Source organism: Kitasatospora sp. NPDC088134, assembly GCF_044741705.1.
In the GTDB taxonomy this organism is placed as follows: Bacteria; Actinomycetota; Actinomycetes; order Streptomycetales; family Streptomycetaceae; genus Kitasatospora.
Map to the genome: position 1 here is coordinate 56,120 of NZ_JBIUTD010000006.1, position 16,687 is coordinate 72,806.

General features: G+C 73.9%; 13 protein-coding genes. 6 read left to right on the forward strand and 7 right to left on the reverse strand.

What is annotated here, in order from left to right:
* Positions 1 to 133: 133 nt before the first annotated feature.
* Positions 134 to 1,390 (forward strand): hypothetical protein, encoded by a 1,257-nt coding sequence (locus tag ACIOHG_RS12035; protein ID WP_400948655.1) that lies wholly within the window; start codon positions 134 to 136, stop codon positions 1,388 to 1,390.
* A gap of 228 nt (positions 1,391 to 1,618) precedes the next feature.
* On the opposite strand, the gene ACIOHG_RS12040 is transcribed toward ACIOHG_RS12035, so the two are convergent.
* Together ACIOHG_RS12040 and ACIOHG_RS12045 are read right to left on the reverse strand one after the other, a co-directional pair.
* Entirely contained in the window at positions 1,619 to 2,032 is a 414-nt protein-coding gene (locus tag ACIOHG_RS12040) for a hypothetical protein (RefSeq protein WP_400948658.1), read from the reverse strand.
* Positions 2,029 to 2,256, reverse strand: coding sequence for a hypothetical protein (locus tag ACIOHG_RS12045; protein ID WP_400948660.1), 228 nt, complete (start codon positions 2,254 to 2,256; stop codon positions 2,029 to 2,031). The genes ACIOHG_RS12040 and ACIOHG_RS12045 overlap by 4 nt, the downstream gene beginning before the upstream one ends.
* 168 nt (positions 2,257 to 2,424) lie before the next feature.
* Here ACIOHG_RS12045 and paaN point away from each other — a divergent pair, with 168 nt between their 5' ends.
* Positions 2,425 to 4,110: a phenylacetic acid degradation protein PaaN gene (paaN, locus tag ACIOHG_RS12050; RefSeq protein WP_400948663.1), complete on the forward strand. Its 1,686-nt coding sequence runs from the start codon at positions 2,425 to 2,427 to the stop codon at positions 4,108 to 4,110.
* Between the two features lie 101 nt (positions 4,111 to 4,211).
* Here paaN and ACIOHG_RS12055 read toward each other — a convergent pair whose 3' ends face one another.
* Positions 4,212 to 5,447: a glycosyltransferase gene (locus ACIOHG_RS12055; protein ID WP_400948666.1), complete on the reverse strand. Its 1,236-nt coding sequence runs from the start codon at positions 5,445 to 5,447 to the stop codon at positions 4,212 to 4,214.
* 123 nt (positions 5,448 to 5,570) lie between these two features.
* Between ACIOHG_RS12055 and ACIOHG_RS12060 the strand changes: the two genes are divergently transcribed.
* The 4 genes from ACIOHG_RS12060 (at position 5,571) to ACIOHG_RS12075 (ending at position 12,146) form a co-directional block, all read left to right on the forward strand.
* Complete coding sequence (locus ACIOHG_RS12060) at positions 5,571 to 7,046, forward strand: FAD-dependent monooxygenase (protein WP_400948668.1); 1,476 nt, start codon at positions 5,571 to 5,573, stop codon at positions 7,044 to 7,046.
* Between the two features lie 178 nt (positions 7,047 to 7,224).
* The gene (locus ACIOHG_RS12065) at positions 7,225 to 9,393 is read left to right on the forward strand and encodes a protease pro-enzyme activation domain-containing protein (protein ID WP_400948671.1); all 2,169 of its coding nucleotides are present in this window, start codon (positions 7,225 to 7,227) and stop codon (positions 9,391 to 9,393) included.
* 250 nt (positions 9,394 to 9,643) lie between these two features.
* A complete protein-coding gene (locus ACIOHG_RS12070; RefSeq protein ID WP_400948673.1) occupies positions 9,644 to 10,675 on the forward strand; it encodes a hypothetical protein in 1,032 nt (343 codons plus the stop codon).
* Positions 10,676 to 10,883: 208 nt separating this feature from the next.
* Positions 10,884 to 12,146 (forward strand): peptidoglycan-binding protein, encoded by a 1,263-nt coding sequence (locus tag ACIOHG_RS12075; protein WP_400948676.1) that lies wholly within the window; start codon positions 10,884 to 10,886, stop codon positions 12,144 to 12,146.
* A gap of 7 nt (positions 12,147 to 12,153) precedes the next feature.
* Here the strand turns inward: ACIOHG_RS12075 and ACIOHG_RS12080 are convergent, their stop codons facing one another.
* Genes ACIOHG_RS12080 through ACIOHG_RS12095 form a run of 4 tightly spaced genes read right to left on the reverse strand, consistent with a single transcriptional unit; the run spans position 12,154 to position 16,660 of the window.
* Entirely contained in the window at positions 12,154 to 12,831 is a 678-nt protein-coding gene (locus ACIOHG_RS12080; protein ID WP_400948678.1) for a TrmH family RNA methyltransferase, read from the reverse strand.
* Positions 12,828 to 14,972, reverse strand: a complete 2,145-nt coding sequence (locus ACIOHG_RS12085) for an FUSC family protein (protein WP_400948681.1) — start codon at positions 14,970 to 14,972, stop codon at positions 12,828 to 12,830. The genes ACIOHG_RS12080 and ACIOHG_RS12085 overlap by 4 nt, the downstream gene beginning before the upstream one ends.
* 60 nt (positions 14,973 to 15,032) lie before the next feature.
* Complete coding sequence (locus ACIOHG_RS12090; RefSeq protein WP_400948683.1) at positions 15,033 to 16,040, reverse strand: HTTM domain-containing protein; 1,008 nt, start codon at positions 16,038 to 16,040, stop codon at positions 15,033 to 15,035.
* Positions 16,037 to 16,660, reverse strand: coding sequence for a DUF5819 family protein (locus ACIOHG_RS12095; protein WP_400948686.1), 624 nt, complete (start codon positions 16,658 to 16,660; stop codon positions 16,037 to 16,039). Before ACIOHG_RS12095 ends, ACIOHG_RS12090 begins: the two co-directional genes overlap by 4 nt.
* Between the last annotated feature and the right edge of the window lie 27 nt (positions 16,661 to 16,687).

The following is a 16,687-nucleotide window of genomic DNA, read 5'->3' on the forward strand; positions in this document are numbered from 1 at the left end:
CGGCCGGGTATCGTAGGCTCGCCCGAAGTGTCCGGGCGGCCCGGCGGCCCGGCGGCCCGTTCGCAGGCGGCCGAGCGCCCAGTGATTCCGGCCGGCCCGGCGGGGCCGAGACTTCAGACAGGACCTGATGGTAATGGCAACACGTCCCGACACCGACGTGGCCGAGCGTCCGGACCCCTCCTTGGAGGCGGCCGCCCCGGTGGGTGCGCGGGCCCGTTTCCGGCAGGCGACCCGCGAGTACGGTCCGGCGCTGGCGGTGTTCGGCACGGTCCGGCTGATCGCGTTCGCCACGTTCATGGCACTGCTGTCGAAGTCCGGGGAGTACGCCACCAAAACCCCGCGCTACGGCGGCGGCAAGCACCCCTGGGACGTGCTGCTCAGCTGGGACGGCTGGTGGTACCAGCAGATCGCCCTGCACGGCTACGACCCGAAGCTGGTGCCGATCAGCAACGGCCCGTGGGCCATCGAGCAGAACTCGGTCGCGTTCTTCCCGCTGTACCCGGGCCTGGTCAAGCTCGTGTCCGCGGTGACCGGCCTGGGCACCTTCGGCGCGGGCATCCTGGTCTCGGTGGTGACCTCCTTCGTCGCCGCGGCCGGCATCTACGCACTGGCGAACGTGCTGATCGGGCGGCGCGCGGCGGTGATCGCGGCGGCGGTGTGGGGTGTCTTCCCCGGCTCCGGTGTCGAGTGGGCGGTGTACTCCGACTCGCTGTTCGTCGCGCTGGCGGCCTGGGCCTGCTACTTCGTGGTGACCCGCAAGTGGCTGGCGGCCGGTGCCGTCACCTTCGTCGCCGGCCTGAACCGGCCGACCGCCGCCGCGCTGGCCGCCGCGGTCGGCGTCGCCGCGCTGATCGCCCTGTGGAAGCGCCAGGACGGCATCCTGCGGCCGCTGGCCGCGATGGTGCTGGCCCCGCTCGGCTTCATCGGGTACCTGACCTGGGCGAACTGGCGGATGGGCAGCCCCACCGCCTACTTCGAGCTGCAGCGCGGCGCCTGGCTGCACTTCTTCGACTGGGGCGCGCACACCCGGAAGGTGATCACCAGCGTCCTGTTCGGGCACACCGACTACCTCTTCGCCTTCCCCACCGAGGACCTGATCGCGGTCTTCCTGGTGTTCAGCCTGCCGATCCTGATCTTCCTGCTGATCCGGCTGCGGCTCCCGGTCTTCCTGCTGGTCTACACCGCCGTCACGCTGGTGATGGTGCTGGGCAGCCAGCAGATCTTCGGCAACACCTCGCGCTACCTGCTGCCGTGCTTCCCGCTGTTCCTGCCGATCGCGGTCGGCCTGAAGCGGCTGTCCCGCCCCTCGCTCGCGGTCACCTTCAGCACCGTGGCGCTGGCCTCCGGCTGGTACGCCGGGTACGTCCTGTTCGAGGTGGGCGTCCCGTAGACCGGACCACCCCCGGAGGCCCGGACCACCCCCCGGAGGCCCGGACCACCCCCCGGAGGCCCGGACCACCCCACGGTGGTCCGGGCCTCCGCCGTTCGGGCGCGGGGTCGGTTCGGGGCGAGCGGCATCGCCGGGAAGCCGTCGAACAGGCAGGTCGTGGTCACGCAGTGACACGGTCGCTGGGCTCCAGGGTACGAAGGGAAAAAGCAGGCAGCGGAATCGGACGGATCACTTCTCGTCCTCCTCGTCGTCGAGGTACTCCACCTCGGTCACGACCCAGTCCGACCAGAACCTCGGGTCGTCGGACGGCGGCAGGCGTTCCGGATCGGGCGGCATCGGCTGGTGCTCCACGCCCTCGAAGAAGTACGCGTACACCTCGGCGAGGTACCCGTACAGCTCGTCCTCCGAGTAGTACTGGGTCCCCGACAGCGCCAACCAGTTGTCGATCGTGGCCGGCCGGTGCTCCAGCAGGTGCTCCATGCTCACCCGCAGCCGCTCCGAGTACGCGCTGCCCTCGGTCGCACCGCCCTTGTAGCGGTCCATCTCGTAGTACGCGAACGGACTGAACGCGTGCTTGTAGAACGACCGCAGCCGCTCGTCCTCGTGCCAGCCCGGCAGGTCCCAGAACGTCCACCGGCTCACCCCACGCATCGGGACCCGGAGACGACCGAAGTCATTTCTCGTCCTCCTCGGCGAAATACGGCTCTCCGCTCACCCACTCCGACCAGAACCCCGGGTCGTCGGAGGGCGGCGAACTCCCGCACGGGCGAGGCCCGTTCGCACAACTCGTCCTCGTCCCCGTCCGGCCGGTTCAGGCCGATCAGGTTCATCACCCGGGCGAGTTCGTCCGGCAGCTCGATGGACATGCCGATGCTCCCCCTTTGTCGTTCCCCGTGCGGTCCGCGCGAGCGGACCCCGACAGCCGCCCAGTATGGGCCCGGGGGCCGGGACGGGAACAGCGGGGGGCCTTGCACCGACCGATCGTTCGGTTACCCTGAGGCGTGTCCCGCCTCTGCCCCCGTGAGGAGCGCACCATGGCCGCCGCGACGACCGTCGCCGAACTGATCGCCCGCCACCAGGACACCCTCGATCGCGCGCTGACCGCGATCGCCGAGCGGGACTACTGGTCCCCGTACCCCGAGTTCGCCAAGGCGTACGGGGAGAGCGCCCCCGCCGACGGGAAGGCCGCCTTCGAGGCGCTGCTGGGCCGCGAGTTCGAGCTGCCCGGGCACCCGGCCGGCGGCGAGCCGGTGACCGGCGAGGCCTCCCCGTGGGGCATCGAGCTGGGCGTCTCCTACCCGCACGCCGAGCCCGCGGACCTGCTGGCGGCCCTGGAGGCGGCCCGGCCCGGCTGGGCGAAGGCCACCCCGGCCGAGCGCGCCGCGGTCTGCCTGGAGATCCTGGCCCGGATCAACGCCCGCTCGCACGAGTTCGCGCAGGCGGTGACGCACACCACCGGCCAGGCGTACGGCATGGCGTTCCAGGCCGGCGGCCCGCACGCGCAGGACCGCGGCCTGGAGGCGGTGGCGTACGCGTACGCCGAGCAGACCCGGCTGCCCCGCTCCGCGCGGTGGACCAAGCCGCAGGGCAAGCGCGACCCGCTCACCATGACCAAGGAGTTCGTCGCGGTGCCGCGCGGCACCGCGCTGCTGGTCGGCTGCAACACCTTCCCGACCTGGAACGGCTACCCGGGCCTGTTCGCCTCGCTGGCCACCGGCAACGGCGTGCTGGTCAAGCCGCACCCGCGGGCCGTGCTGCCGCTGGCGCTGACCGTGCGGATCGCCCGCGAGGTGCTCGCCGAGGCCGGCTTCGACCCGAACCTGGTCTGCCTGGCCGCCGAGCACGAGGGCGCCGCGATCGCCAAGGTGCTCGCCGTCCGCCCCGAGGTGAAGCTGATCGACTACACCGGCTCCACCGCGTTCGGCGACTGGCTGGAGGACAACGCCCGGCAGGCGCAGGTGTACACCGAGAAGGCCGGCGTCAACACCGTCGTGCTGGACTCCACCGACGACTACCGCGGCATGCTGAACAACCTGGCGTTCGCGCTCAGCCTGTACAGCGGCCAGATGTGCACCACCCCGCAGAACCTGCTGATCCCGCGCACCGGCATCCGCACCGAGGACGGCGAGCGCTCCTACGAGCAGGTGGTGTCCGACCTGGCCGCCGCGATCGAGGGCCTGCTCGGCGACGACGCCCGGGCCGCCGCGATCCTCGGCGCCGTGGTCAACCCGGGCGTGCTGCAGCGCTCGGCCGCCGCGGCCGGCGGCGAACTGGGCGAACTCGCCCTCGCGCCGCGGGTGGTGGCCTCAGCCGAGTTCCCCGGCGCGACCCTCCGCACGCCCGCCCTGCTGAAGGCCGACGCCGACAAGCCGGACGACCGCGCCCGCTTCCTCACCGAGTGCTTCGGCCCGATCGCCTTCGCGGTCGCCGTGGAGTCCACCGCCGCCGCCGTCGAGCTGCTGCGCCGCACCACGGCCGAGCACGGCGCGATGACGGCCGGCGCGTACACCACCGACCCGGCGGTCGAGGAGGCCCTGGTCGAGGCCTGCCTGGACGCCGGCGTCTCGCTCTCGCTGAACCTGACCGGCGGGGTGTACGTCAACCAGACCGCCGCCTACTCGGACCTGCACGGTACCGGCGCCAACCCGGCCGCCAACTCGGCGTACTGCGACGCCGCGTTCGTCGCCAACCGGTTCCGCACCGTCGAGATCCGCAAGTAGCCCCGCGGGCAAGCCCGACGGCGCGCACGAGCGGGCCCGGACGCCGTTCCACCACGGCCGTCCGGGCCCGCTCCCCTGTCCCCGGGGGGAGGACAGGGGTCTCAGGAGCGCCGCGGGTGGAACACCCACGCCCGCAGCAGCACGAAGCGCACCAGGGTCGCGGCCGCGTTCGCCGACACCAGCACGGCCAGTTCGACGCCGTGCCCGGCCCCGGGGGAGGCCGCGTGCAGGCCCGCCACCGCGCCGCTGGTCAGCGCCAAGCCGATCAGGAAGGCCAGCCCGCCCTCCAGTTGGTGCCGCAGGGCGTGCCGACGGCCCGTCACCCCGAAGGTGAAGCGCCGGTTCGCGGCCGTGTTGCCGACCGCCGTGACGGCCAGCGCCAGCGCGTTCGCGGCCAGCGCCGGCACCGCCTGACGCAGCGCCAGGTACAGCAGCAGGTAGGCCAGCGTGCACAGGGCGCCGACCGCCGCGAAGCCGGCCGCCTGCCGGACCGACCCGGTCCGCACCTCCACCCGCCGGGCCCGCTCCGGGAGTTCGACCGTCCCCCGGCCCGCCAGGGTCCGCCGGGCGACCCGGGCCATGCCCTTCAGGTCGTCGAGCACGGTGCGGACGATGTCGACCCGGCTGTCCGGGTCGTCCACCCAGTCCACCGGCACCTCGTGGATGCGCAGGCCCGACGCCTCGGCCAGCAGCAGGAGTTCGGTGTCGAAGAACCAGGCGTTGTCCTCGACCTCCGCCAGCAGCCGCCGCACCACCTCGGTCCGCCCGGCCTTGAACCCGCACTGGGCGTCGGAGAACCCGGCGGCCATGGTGGTCCGCAGCAGCAGGTTGTAGGTCCGCGAGAGGAACTCCCGCTTGGGGCCCCGCACCACCGCCGAACCCCGGTGCAGGCGGCTGCCGATGGCCAGGTCGCTGTGCCCGGACAGCAGCGGCGCGACCAGCGGCAGGAAGGCGTCCAGCCCGGTCGACAGGTCGACGTCCATGTACGCCACCACGTCCGCCGCGCTGCTGCCCCAGACCTCGCGCAGCGCCCGGCCCCGGCCCTTCAGGTCCAGGTGCACGGCGCGCACCGGCGCGAGTTCGGCGGCGAGCGCGGTGGCGACCTCCCAGGTGCCGTCGACCGAGGCGTTGTCGGCCACCGTGATCAGGTAGTCGTACGGGAAGGTCGCGGACAGGTGGGCGTGCAGCTCGCGGACGCAGCGCTCCAGCGCGTGCTGCTCGTTGTACACGGGTACGACGATCTCCACGAGCCGGGTGCGGACCGCGGTGCCGGCCGCGTCCCGACCGTCCGCCGGCGGGACGGCCGGGAGCGCCGGGCGCATCGCTGACTGTGTCATGGGAAGGAGGTTCACAGCCCCTGATGGGCCCGCGATGATGGCAGTCTGAGAGCGCGCTGAGAACCCGTGCGCCGAGGACGCCGCGGCCCCGGCCGACGGTTGCGAGACGAACGGGAGAGACGGATGTCCGAGACGGAGTTCACCGCCGACGTCGTGGTGGTCGGCGCCGGGCCGACCGGCCTGCTGCTGGCGGGCGACCTGGCCGCGGCCGGCCTACGGGTGACGGTGCTGGAGAAGCGGGCCGAGGAGTCCAACCTGACCAGGGCGTTCGGCGTGCACGCCCGCACCCTCGAACTGCTGGACGCCCGCGGGCTGGCCGACGAGCTGATCGCCACCGGCCGCCCCACGCCCTCGCTCCAGGTGTTCGGCCGGCTCCGGGTCGACCTGGCCGGCCTGCCCAGCCGGTTCCCGTTCGTGCTGATCACCCCGCAGTCCCACACCGAGCGGGTGCTGCGCGAACGGGCCGTCAAGTCCGGTGCCGACCTGCGCCGCGGCGCCGAGCTGACCGGCCTGCGGCAGGACGCCACCGGCGTCACGCTGACCGCCCGCACCGCCGACGGCGAGCAGCTGCACCGGGCCCGCTACGCGGTCGGCGCGGACGGCGTGCACTCCGCCGTCCGCGACCTGCTGGGCGTCCCGTTCCCCGGCGAGGCGGTGCTGCGCTCGGTGATGCTGGCCGACGTCCGGCTCACCGGCGACCCCGACGAGTCGTTCACCGCCGCTGTCGGCGACGCCGGGTTCGCCTTCCTTGCCCCGTTCGGCGACGGCTGGTTCCGGGTGGTCGGCTGGGACCGCGAGCACCAACTCCCGGACACCGCACCGGTGGTGACGGCCGACCTGGAGGCGCTGCTGCGCGAGGTGACAGGCCGTGACCTGGAGTTCGCCGAGGTCCGCTGGACCTCCCGGTTCCACAGCGACGAGCGGCAGGTGGCGAGCTACCGCTCCGGCCGGGTCTTCCTGGCCGGCGACGCCGCGCACTGCCACTCCCCGGCCGGCGGCCAGGGCATGAACACCGGCATCCAGGACGCCGCCAACCTCAGCTGGAAGCTGGTCGCGGCCGTCCGCGGCTGGGCCCCGGACGCCCTGCTGGACACCTACCAGACCGAGCGGCACCCGGTCGGCCGGGCCGTGCTGCGCAGCTCCGGCGCGCTGGTCCGGCTCGCCCAGGGCCGGCACGCCCCGGTCCGGGCGCTGCGCTCGGCGCTCGGCGCGGCCGCCGGACACCTGGGCCCGCTGGCCGAGCTGGGCGCCAAGCAGGTCTCCGGCATCGGCTACGCCTACCCCGCCGAGAAGGGCGCGCACCCGCTGACCGGCCGCCGGGTCCCCGACCTGCGGCTGGCCGTCGACGTGCCCGGCGGTCCGTCCCGGCTGCACGAGGCGCTGCGGGCCGGCAAGGCGGTGCTGATCAGCAACGACGAGGTGTCGGTGGCCGACTCCTGGGCGGACCGGGTGGTCACCGCCGCGCCCGCCGACCCGCACGGCAAGCTGCGCGACACCGTGCTGCTGGTCCGCCCGGACGGCCACGCGGCCTGGGCCTGCGCCGATCCGACCCGGGGGGAGCTGCGGGAGGCGCTCGGCCGGTGGCTGGGCCGCCCCTGACATTCAGTTGACCCCGCCCGGCATTCAGTTCATTCACTGAATTCCTTTCCCATTCCACAGTTGACTGTTTTTTAGTAAGCAATTGCTCAGGCATGGGCCTATTCCTGAGTGTTCTCTGAGAGATTCTGGCGAGCGCTTTCCGAAGAACCGGAACGCCCCCAGATTTCCGGAGGAGCCCGTGCGACCCCGCTCGCTCGCCCTTGCCGCAGCTCTCGCTGTCGTTCCCCTCACCGCCGTCTCGCTGGGCGTCGGCACCGCTCAGGCGGCGCCGACCCCGAACGCCACCGCCTCCCGGGTGGCGCTGCCGCAGACCGTCACCCCCGCGGTGGCGCGTTCGCAGAAGCAGGGCGACGTCCCCGCCGACCGCCGGATATCCGTCGCGGTCTCGTTGAAGCTGCGCAACACCGCCGAACTCGACCGCTTCCTCACGGCGGTCGCCACTCCGGGAACCGCCGAGTACGGGCACTACCTGACGCCGGCTCAATTCACCGAGCGTTTCGGCCCGACCTCCTCCGACGTCGACCAGGTCCGGGCGTTCCTCACCGCCCAGGGCCTGAAGGTGGACTCGGTCAGCGCCAACCGCCAGGTGGTCAACGCCACCGGCACCAGCGCGCAGCTGGCCGCCGCCTTCGGCACCCACGAGTCGACCTACACCGACCCGCAGCAGGGCGGCCGGGCGTTCTTCGCCAACGACGCCGCCGCCTCGGTGCCGGCCGCGCTGGCCGGCGTGGTCGAGGGCGTCAGCGGCCTGAACGACCACACCGTGCGCACCACCCGGATCGCCAAGCCGAACGCCTCGACCCCGCACGCCACCCCGTCCGGCTTCGGCCCGGCCACCTACGACGGCGCGTACCGGCTGAACCAGCTGGGCGCCGACGGCACCGGCTCGACCGTCGCGCTCTGGGAGTTCGACGGCTACAAGTCCTCCAACCTGACCACCTACGACAGCCAGTTCGGCCTGTCCGGCCCGGCGGTCAGCACCGTCTCGGTGGACGGCGCGAACTACGACTCGGCGCCCGGCCAGGGCCAGGGCGAGGTCGAGCTGGACTCCGAGATCGTCCGCGGTGTCGCCCCCAAGGCGACCCAGCTGGTCTACGAGGCCCCGAACAGCGACCAGGGCGAGATCGACATGGCCGCCAAGATCGTCGCGGACAACCGGGTCTCGGTCATCTCCATCTCCTGGGGCTCCTGCGAGCCGGACACCACCGCCTCCTCGATGACCGCGGTGAACAACTCCTTCAAGCAGGCCGCCGCCCAGGGCATCTCGATCTTCTCGGCCTCCGGCGACGACGGCTCCCGGGACTGCACCCGCTCCACCTCCGGCTCCACCGTGAAGGCCGTGGACTTCCCCGCCTCCAGCCCGTACAACACCGGCGTCGGCGGCACCAACCTCAAGGTCTCCGGCACCACCTACAGCTCGGAGAGCGCCTGGTCCACCGCGGGCGGCGGCGTCTCCACCCAGTTCGCCAAGCCGACCTGGCAGACCGGCACCGGCGTCTCGGGCACCATGCGCACCGTCCCGGACGTCTCCTCCAACGCCGACCCGAACAGCGGCTTCGCCATCTACACCCAGGGCACCAGCAGCGCCGGCTGGCAGGTCTACGGCGGCACCTCCGCGGCCGCCCCGCTCTGGTCCGGCTTCGCCGCCCTCTACAACCAGAAGGCGCTGGCCGCCGCCAAGCCGGTGCTCGGCGAGGCCAACCCGAAGATCTACGCCGTCACCAACTCCGCCTCGTACGGCAGCGCCTTCCACGACGTCACCAGCGGCGCCAACCAGGACTTCTCCACCAAGGCCGGCTACGACCAGGTCACCGGCTGGGGCACCCCGATCGCCGACGGCCTGGCCACCGCCCTGCTCGGCGGCGGCGGCACCACCCCGCCGCCCACCGGCGGCTGCACCGCCGCCCAGCTGCTCGGCAACCCCGGCTTCGAGACCGGCACCGCCGCGCCGTGGACCGCCTCCTCCGGCGTCGTCGACAACTCCTCCTCCCAGGCCGCGCACTCCGGCTCCTGGAAGGCGTGGATGGACGGCTACGGCTCCGCCCACACCGACAGCGTCTCCCAGTCGGTGGCGATCCCGGCCGGCTGCAAGGCGACGCTGAGCTTCTGGCTGCACGTCGACACCGCCGAGACCGGCACGACCGCGTACGACAAGCTGACCGTCTCGGTCAACGGCACCTCGGTCGCCACGTACTCCAACCTCGACAAGAACACCGGCTACGCGCAGAAGACCATCGACCTGTCCTCGTACGCCGGACAGACCGTCACGGTGAAGTTCAACGGCGTGGAGGACTCCTCGCTGCAGACCTCCTTCGTGATCGACGACACCGCGCTCTCCGTTTCCTGACGATCCGTCACCGGACCCCGCCGGAAGGGCCCCGCCCGGGCCCTTCCGGCGCTCGTGTGTCAGGAGTGTTTCCTGTTCGATCCGTCTGCGAAATGCTTGTCGTGACCACTGTCATATGTCCGGATTGATGACGTAGCCTCTCAACCCTCAATAGGGTTCCCACACGCTCGGCGGCGGACCACCGACGTCATACCGGGGCCGTGGCTCCGGGGTGGACCCGCCGAACCCGCCGGGTGGGGGAAGGTCTCGCATGGGCTCACAGCAACCGCAGCACGCCGGTCGGCTCCGACTGGTCGGACAGCGCGACCCCGGCAGCGAGCAACGGCCGGCGGGCGGGGTGCCCCCCGCCGGACCGGTGCCCGTCCCCGCTCCCGCCGCCGCACCGGCCCCGAACGGCTTCGCCGAGGCCCTCAACTCCGCGATCGAGCACAGCGGCCTCAGCCTGGACCGGATCCGCGCCGCCCTCGCCAAGCAGGGCGTCCGGGTCAGCGTCACCACCCTCAGCTACTGGCGGCGCGGCCGCAGCCAGCCCGAACGCGCCACCTCACTGCGCGCCGTCCACCTGCTCGAGGAGTTGCTCGGCCTGCGCCACACCGCCCTCACCGCCCTGCTCGGCCCGCCCCGTCCGCGCGGCCGCTGGGTCTCCCAGGGCCCCGCCCCCGACGGCCTGCGGGTCGAACAGGTCTGGCCCGGCCAGGCCGACATCGCCGAGGTCTTCGCCGAACTCGACGCCCCGCCCGCCGGCCAGTTGGAACGCCAGTCGATCCACGACTCCTACTACGTCGACTCCGCCCGCCGCGGCCACCTGCTGCGGATGCGCCAGGTCGTCCGCGCCACCGTGGACGGCGTCACCCGGCACGTCGTGGTGCACAAGGCCGACGAGGGCGTGGAGAGCTGCCCCGAGATCACCTCGGTCCGGCACGCCCGGCTCGGCCGGGTCCGCCGCCGCCCCGCCGGCGGACTGCTGGTCGCCGAACTGCTGCTGGACCGCCCGCTCGCGCTCGGCGACTCCACCGTCCTCGAGTACGAGGTCAGCATCCCCGACTCCGGCCCCACCACCGACTACGGCCGGTTCTTCCCCAGCCCCGTGCGGGAGTACGTCCTCCAGGTGCACTTCGACCCCGACGCCGTCCCGGTCCAGTGCGAACGCTTCGACCGCACCCCCGGCACCGAGGTCGACCGCCACCGCGAACCGCTGTGGATCGGCGCCTCCGCCAGCGCGCACGTCCTCGCCTCCGACCAGCAGCCCGGCCAGGTCGGCATCCGCTGGCAGTGGGAGTGACCGCACCGTCCGACGCACCGTCACTCCTCCTCCCCTCGCAGCCGATCGCGACGCGCCCGACCCCGCGGTGCGCGCGTTCACCCGAACCGCCCTGTCCGATCCCCGATCAGGTGGTCCCGGCCCTCTCCTCCTAGGAACGTGAGTCCCACTCACCCGGGTTCACCCGGATCCGAGCGGGTTCACAGGAGAGGCAGGTCCGTCCGTGCTGATGGAGTTCAACGAGGTCGAACCGGACGACTCGTGCGCGTGCGGCGGCTGCGACGGCCGGCGCCGGGCCCGGCTGCTGGCCGTCCGCTCCGGCCGGGTGGTGCCCCGCCGGACCAGGCGGGCCGCGGTGCTGCTGGCCGCGGTCGGCAGCGTGCTGGGCGGCGGCGGGGCGGCGTCCATAGCCGTCGCCGCACCGGGAACGGACAGCGGCACGCAGATACCCGGCTCCCCGCAGGGCGAGGTCTCCGGACTGTACGGCGGGTCGGGGGCCCGCCGCGGCCTGGCCGCGCAGCCCGCCACCACCCGGGCCGAGATCATCCACCGGGCCCAGTCCTGGGTGGACCAGCAGGTCCCGTACAGCATGGGCCGGTACTGGTCGGACGGCTACCGCCAGGACTGCTCGGGCTTCGTCTCGATGGCCTGGGGCCTGGGCAGCAGTCAGACCACCTGGACGCTGCCGGACTTCGCGGAGCGGATCTCCAAGGACGAGCTGCAGCCGGGCGACGCGCTGATCTACAACAACGCCGCCGACCCGCAGGGCGGTTCGCACGTGGTCCTGTTCGGCGGCTGGACGGACGCCGCGCACACCAGGTACACCGCGCTGGAGCAGACCCGCCCCCACACCCTGAAGCGCACCACCCCGTACGCGTACTGGAGCCACGCGGGCAGCTACCTGCCGTACCGCTACAAGGGGTTGAGCCAGCCGATGCCCGCGCCGGAGAACTCCGACGCCTTCCCGGGCGCGGACAAGTTCGGCCCCGGCCGGGTCAACCCGTACGTGACCCGGCTCGGGAAGATGCTGGTGGACCGGGGCGGCACCCGGTTCTACGGGGAGGGCCCGAGCCCCGACTGGGGCGAGGCGGACCGGCGGGCCACCGAGGCGTTCCAGCTGGCGCAGGGCTGGCACGGCGCGGAGGCGGACGGCTACCCGGGCAAGGACACCTGGGACCTGCTGGTGCGCCGCCTCGGCCAGGACATCCCGGCAGCCGCGGGCACCCCCTCGCCGCCCCCGCCGCCCGCCGGAGCCCCGGCCTTCCCGGGCGCGGACAGGTTCGGCCCCGGCCAGGTCAACGACTGGGTCCTGCAACTGGGGCAGCAGCTGGTCCGGAAGGGCTTCGGCGCCGCCTACCGGGAGGGCCCGAGCCGGGACTGGGGCGAGGCCGACCGGCTGAACGTCGCCGCCTTCCAGCGCGCCCAGGGCTGGTCCGGCGCCGAGGCGGACGGCTACCCGGGCCCGGACACCTGGAAGCTGCTGTTCTCCTGACGGAGCCTCACCCCCGCGGGAGCGCGCCCGAGGCGTGCTCCCGCACCCACGCGTGCATGGCGATCGCGGCGGCCGCGCCCGCGTTGATCGAGCGGGTCGACCCGAACTGGGCGATCGAGCAGACCGCCGCCGAGTGCGCCCACGCCTCCTCGGTCAGCCCCGGCCCCTCCTGCCCGAACAGCAGCACGCAGCGCTCCGGCAGCGGGTAGGTCTCCAGCGGGACGGCCCCCGGCAGGTTGTCGATCCCGATGATCGGCAGCCCGCGCTCGGCCGCGTACCCGGCCAGCGAGGCCACCGAGCCGTGGTGCCGGACGTGCTGGTACCGGTCGGTGACCATCGCGCCGCGCCGGTTCCAGCGGCGCCGGCCGACGATGTGCACCTCCCCCGCCAGGAAGGCGTTGGCGGTGCGCACCACCGAGCCGATGTTGAAGTCGTGCTGCCAGTTCTCCACCGCGACGTGGAAGCCGTGCCGCCGGGTGTCCAGGTCCGCCACGATCGCCTCGTGCCGCCAGTACCGGTACCCGTCCACGACGTTGCGCCGGTCCCCGCCGGCCAGCAGCTCCGGATCCAGCCGGGGGTCGTCCGGCCAGGGCTCGGGGTGCGGGCCGACGCCGATCTCCCGGTCGTCGGGGAGGTGTCCGTCGTCGTACTGCTCGCCCAGCTGGGGCACCGAGGTGTCGCTCACGCGCCCAACGGTACGTGCTCCCCGGCGGTGGCCGGCGGGCGCGTCCGGACGGCCCGCTCCAGCTCGGCCAGGGCCTGCACGGTGAGCCTGGCCCCGGCCCGGAGCACGTCGATCCCGTCGTCCCGGGGCAGCCCGGACAGCTGCCGGTCCCAGGTCCGGTGGGCCTCCCGGAGCGCCGAGAAGTCGACGTCCTGGCCGAGCAGCACCGCGGCGGCGGCGATCGCGGTGGCGTCCCGCAGCTCCTCGCCGAACGCGGCGGCCCCGGGCACCGGCGGGGCGTCCCCGGCCGGGATGTGCGCCTCCAGCAGCACGGTGCAGCGGTCCAGCATGCCGACCGCGGACCGGGCCCGGTCGAACTGCTTGCGGCTCAGCTCCGGCACCTGCTCGGCGTGCCGGACCGGCTCCACCTCGGCCCGGTCCAGCGCCGCCAGCATCTCGCTGCGCGCCTCCCGGACGTCCAGCAGGGCCGGCCGCACGTCCTGCTCGGCGTGCCCGCCCGCCGGGTCCCCGTACGCCGTGAACACCGCCGCCGCGTACCGCCCGGCGGCGGCCAGCCACTCGGCCAGCCGCTCCGGCAGCCGGGCGGTCTGCCAGGTCGGGAACAGCGCGTACGCGGCGAGCGCGACGAAACCGCCGAGCAGCGTCATCGCCACCCGGTCGACGGCCAGCCGGAGCGGGTCGCCGGGCTGCAGGCCGAGCAGGAACACCACGTACGAGGAGATCGCCACCGTCATCACCGCGTACCCGGTGCGCAGCGTCAGGTAGGCGAAGCCCATGCAGGTGACGGCGAGCACGGCCAGCACCCAGTCGCCCGGGTCGAAGAGCTGCACCACGGCGGTCGCCAGCAGGACGCCGGTGGCGGTGCCGGCCACCCGGGCGACGCCCCGGCTGAAGGTCTGCGCGAAGTCGGGGCGCATCACCATCGCCGAGGTCATCGGCGCCCAGTAGCCGTGCTCGAAGCCCACCAGCCGGGCCGCCAGGTAGGCGGAGGTCACCACCGCGGACATCCGCACCGCGTGGTGCAGGATCGCCGAGTGCCGGTGCAGCTGCCGCCCGACGGTGGCCAGCGCGGCCGGCACCACCTTGACCAGCGGCGGGCGGCGCAGCCCGCCGCCGTCCGGGACGCCGCGGGTCGGGACGGTGCTGCGGTCCTGCCGGTCGAGGCGGTCGGCGGCCCGGCCGAGCAGGCCGGACAGCCGGCGGGCCGAGCGGCGGGCGCCGCCGCGCAGCAGGTCCTCGCCCTCGCCGGGGCGGGCCAGCGCCAGCGCGGGGGTGTCCTTGGGCAGCCGGACCGGGTCGCCGGTGCGGATCGCCCGGGCCAGCGCGTCCAGCACCTCGGCGGCGGCGGCCAGCACCTCGCGGGCCCGGTCCCGCTCCGGCCCCTCCTCGGCGGCCCCGACCCGGGGGTCGGCGAGCGCGGCCAGCGCGGGCCTGATCCGCTCCGCGAGGGTGCGCAGGCCGCGCAGCTCGGGCGGGCGGCGGCGGGCCTGGCGGGCGGTCAGCCGGGCGGCCTGCCGGCCGACGATGAACGGCTCCGGGTCGACCTCGGCGACCGGGTCGTGGCGCAGCCGGCGGGCGTAGTCGCCGAGCCCGGCGTAGATGTCGGCCAGGGCGTCGCGCTGGGCCCGCCAGCTGTCGATCGGCCAGAGCGTGATCACCAGGGCCTGGACGGCGCCGCCGACCGAGCAGAGCAGCCCGTGCTCGACGGCGGTGGGCACCGACACCGGGAGCTGCACCACCACCATCATCACCGCGAGGGTGTTGGCGGCGACCACCCCGGCGGTCGGCCCGATCGCCCAGGCCAGTCCGGCACCGAACGCCCACAGCGCGAGCAGCACCGGGAACGCGCCGGGGATGCCGACCGCGACGTAGCCGAGGAAGGTCGACAGGCCCAGCCCGGCCGCGGCCACCAGGGCGAGCGAGGCGCGCGGGCGGAACGAGCGCTGGAAGGTCGCCGTCCCGGCGATGAACGCGCCCATCGCGGCCGAGGTGGCCTGCGCGGGTCCGAGCAGCGCCAGCGTCGGGAACACCACCAGCGCGGCGGCGACCGCGCCGCGCAGGGCGCGCCGCGGGTTGGTGAGCGAGCGGTCCACGGTCAGCCCGGCCTTCGCGGTGTCGCGCAGGGCCGTGAACCAGGACATAACGGGAGCCTACCGACTTTTCGCCGACCGGCCCGCCGGACCGACGCCCCGTCAGGCCCGTCAGGTCTGTTCGGCCCGCTCGCCCCGCTCGCCCCGCTCGACCTGTTCGGCCCGCTCGGTCCGCCGGAGCCGGCCCGCCGCCGCCGTCACGCCGCGCTGCACCGCGAGCAGCGCGGCCGTCGGCACGAACACCGCGTCCGCGGAGAGCATCGCCAGCGAGAAGAACGGCAGCCCGAGCAGCACCGCGATCCCCAGGTGCTCGGCCGCCATCACCACCAGCAGCGCGTTCTTCAGCCGCCGGGCGGCCAGCGAGAACGGGAAGCCGACCTGCAGGACCACCGTGCCGTAGGTGAACAGGAAGGTCAGCAGCAGGCTCCCGGTCAGCAGCCCGGACAGCTCCGGCCAGGGCGTGAAGTAGTCCAGGTGCAGCGGGTAGTGCACGGCGGTGCCGTCCTGCCAGCGGGCGCCCTGCACCTTGTACCAGCCGGCCGTGCCGTAGACCAGCACCACCTGGGCGGCGATCACCAGCATCGCGCAGTTGTGCAGCATCGCGGCCAGCGCGTCCGCCACCGCCCGCGGCTCGCCCCACTCGGCCGGGTCCTTGCCGGGGCGCCGGGCCCGGCGCCGGGCGTCCAGCGACCAGACCGCGCCGCACCGGGTGAACACCAGGTAGATCGCCAGCAGGTGGACCAGGTTGTCGCCGCCGTCGCCGACGAACACGTTGCGGTTCTGCAGCGACAGCACGGTCAGCGCGAACAGCACCGAGGAGGCCCGGGTGCGCCAGCCGAGCGCCGTCGCGGCCGCCGCGAGCAGCGCCAGCAGGTACACCGCCTCGAACCACCAGCGGCCGTCGCTCCAGGCCAGCGCGGTGAAGGCGTGGGTGTCGCCGATCAGCCGGCCGTTCAGCTCCGCCGACCACGGCGAGCGGTCCCCGTACAGCACCCGCCGGTTCGGCCACTCGCGGAGCAGGAACGCGCCCCAGGTCCCGGCCGTGCCGATCCGCACCACGGCGGCCTGGTGCGGGGCCAGCGTGGTCAGCAGGCGGGGCAGCGCGGCGCGGAGCGTCACAGGTCCCGCCAGTCCTCGGCGGCCACCGGCCACCAGGGCAGCTCGCGCAGGTGCGCGGCGGTGTCGACCTGCTCGGCGCTCCAGGCCGGCGGGGCGACCGTCGCGGTGCCGACCCGCAGCTGCACCTGCAGCACCCGCTCGCCGCCGGGGCCGATCCGCTGCAGCGCGATCCGCTTCAGGTACTGCTCGGCCAGCCGCCCGCGGGAGCCCGCCGGGGACGGCGCGTCACCGTCCCCGTGGGTGGACTCGTAGAAGTCCCAGGCCCGCCGCAGCAGGTTCTGGTCGGCGTGGCTGGGCGCCGGGTCGTGCCGGATCGCCGCCAGGTCCCGGGCGGTCAGGCCCTGCCAGTCGCGGGTGGTGATCCGGCCGTCCTCGGCGATGGTCTGCACCCGGGCGTCGACCGTGACGTTGCGCTGCAGCGGGTCCGGCGCGAACAGCTTCCAGTTCTGCTCGAACTCGGGGTACACCACCGCGTCGATCCGGGCCCGGTACTCCCGGGACACCGCGTTCTCCGGGGCCACGTTCAGGAAGAGCGCACCGAGGAACGCCAGGGCACCGGCCGCCAGTCCCACCCCGGCGGTCACCAGCACCACCCGGGCGGATTTCGACCAGACGCGCACGGCGGCCATCCTGCCGCACCGCCCACG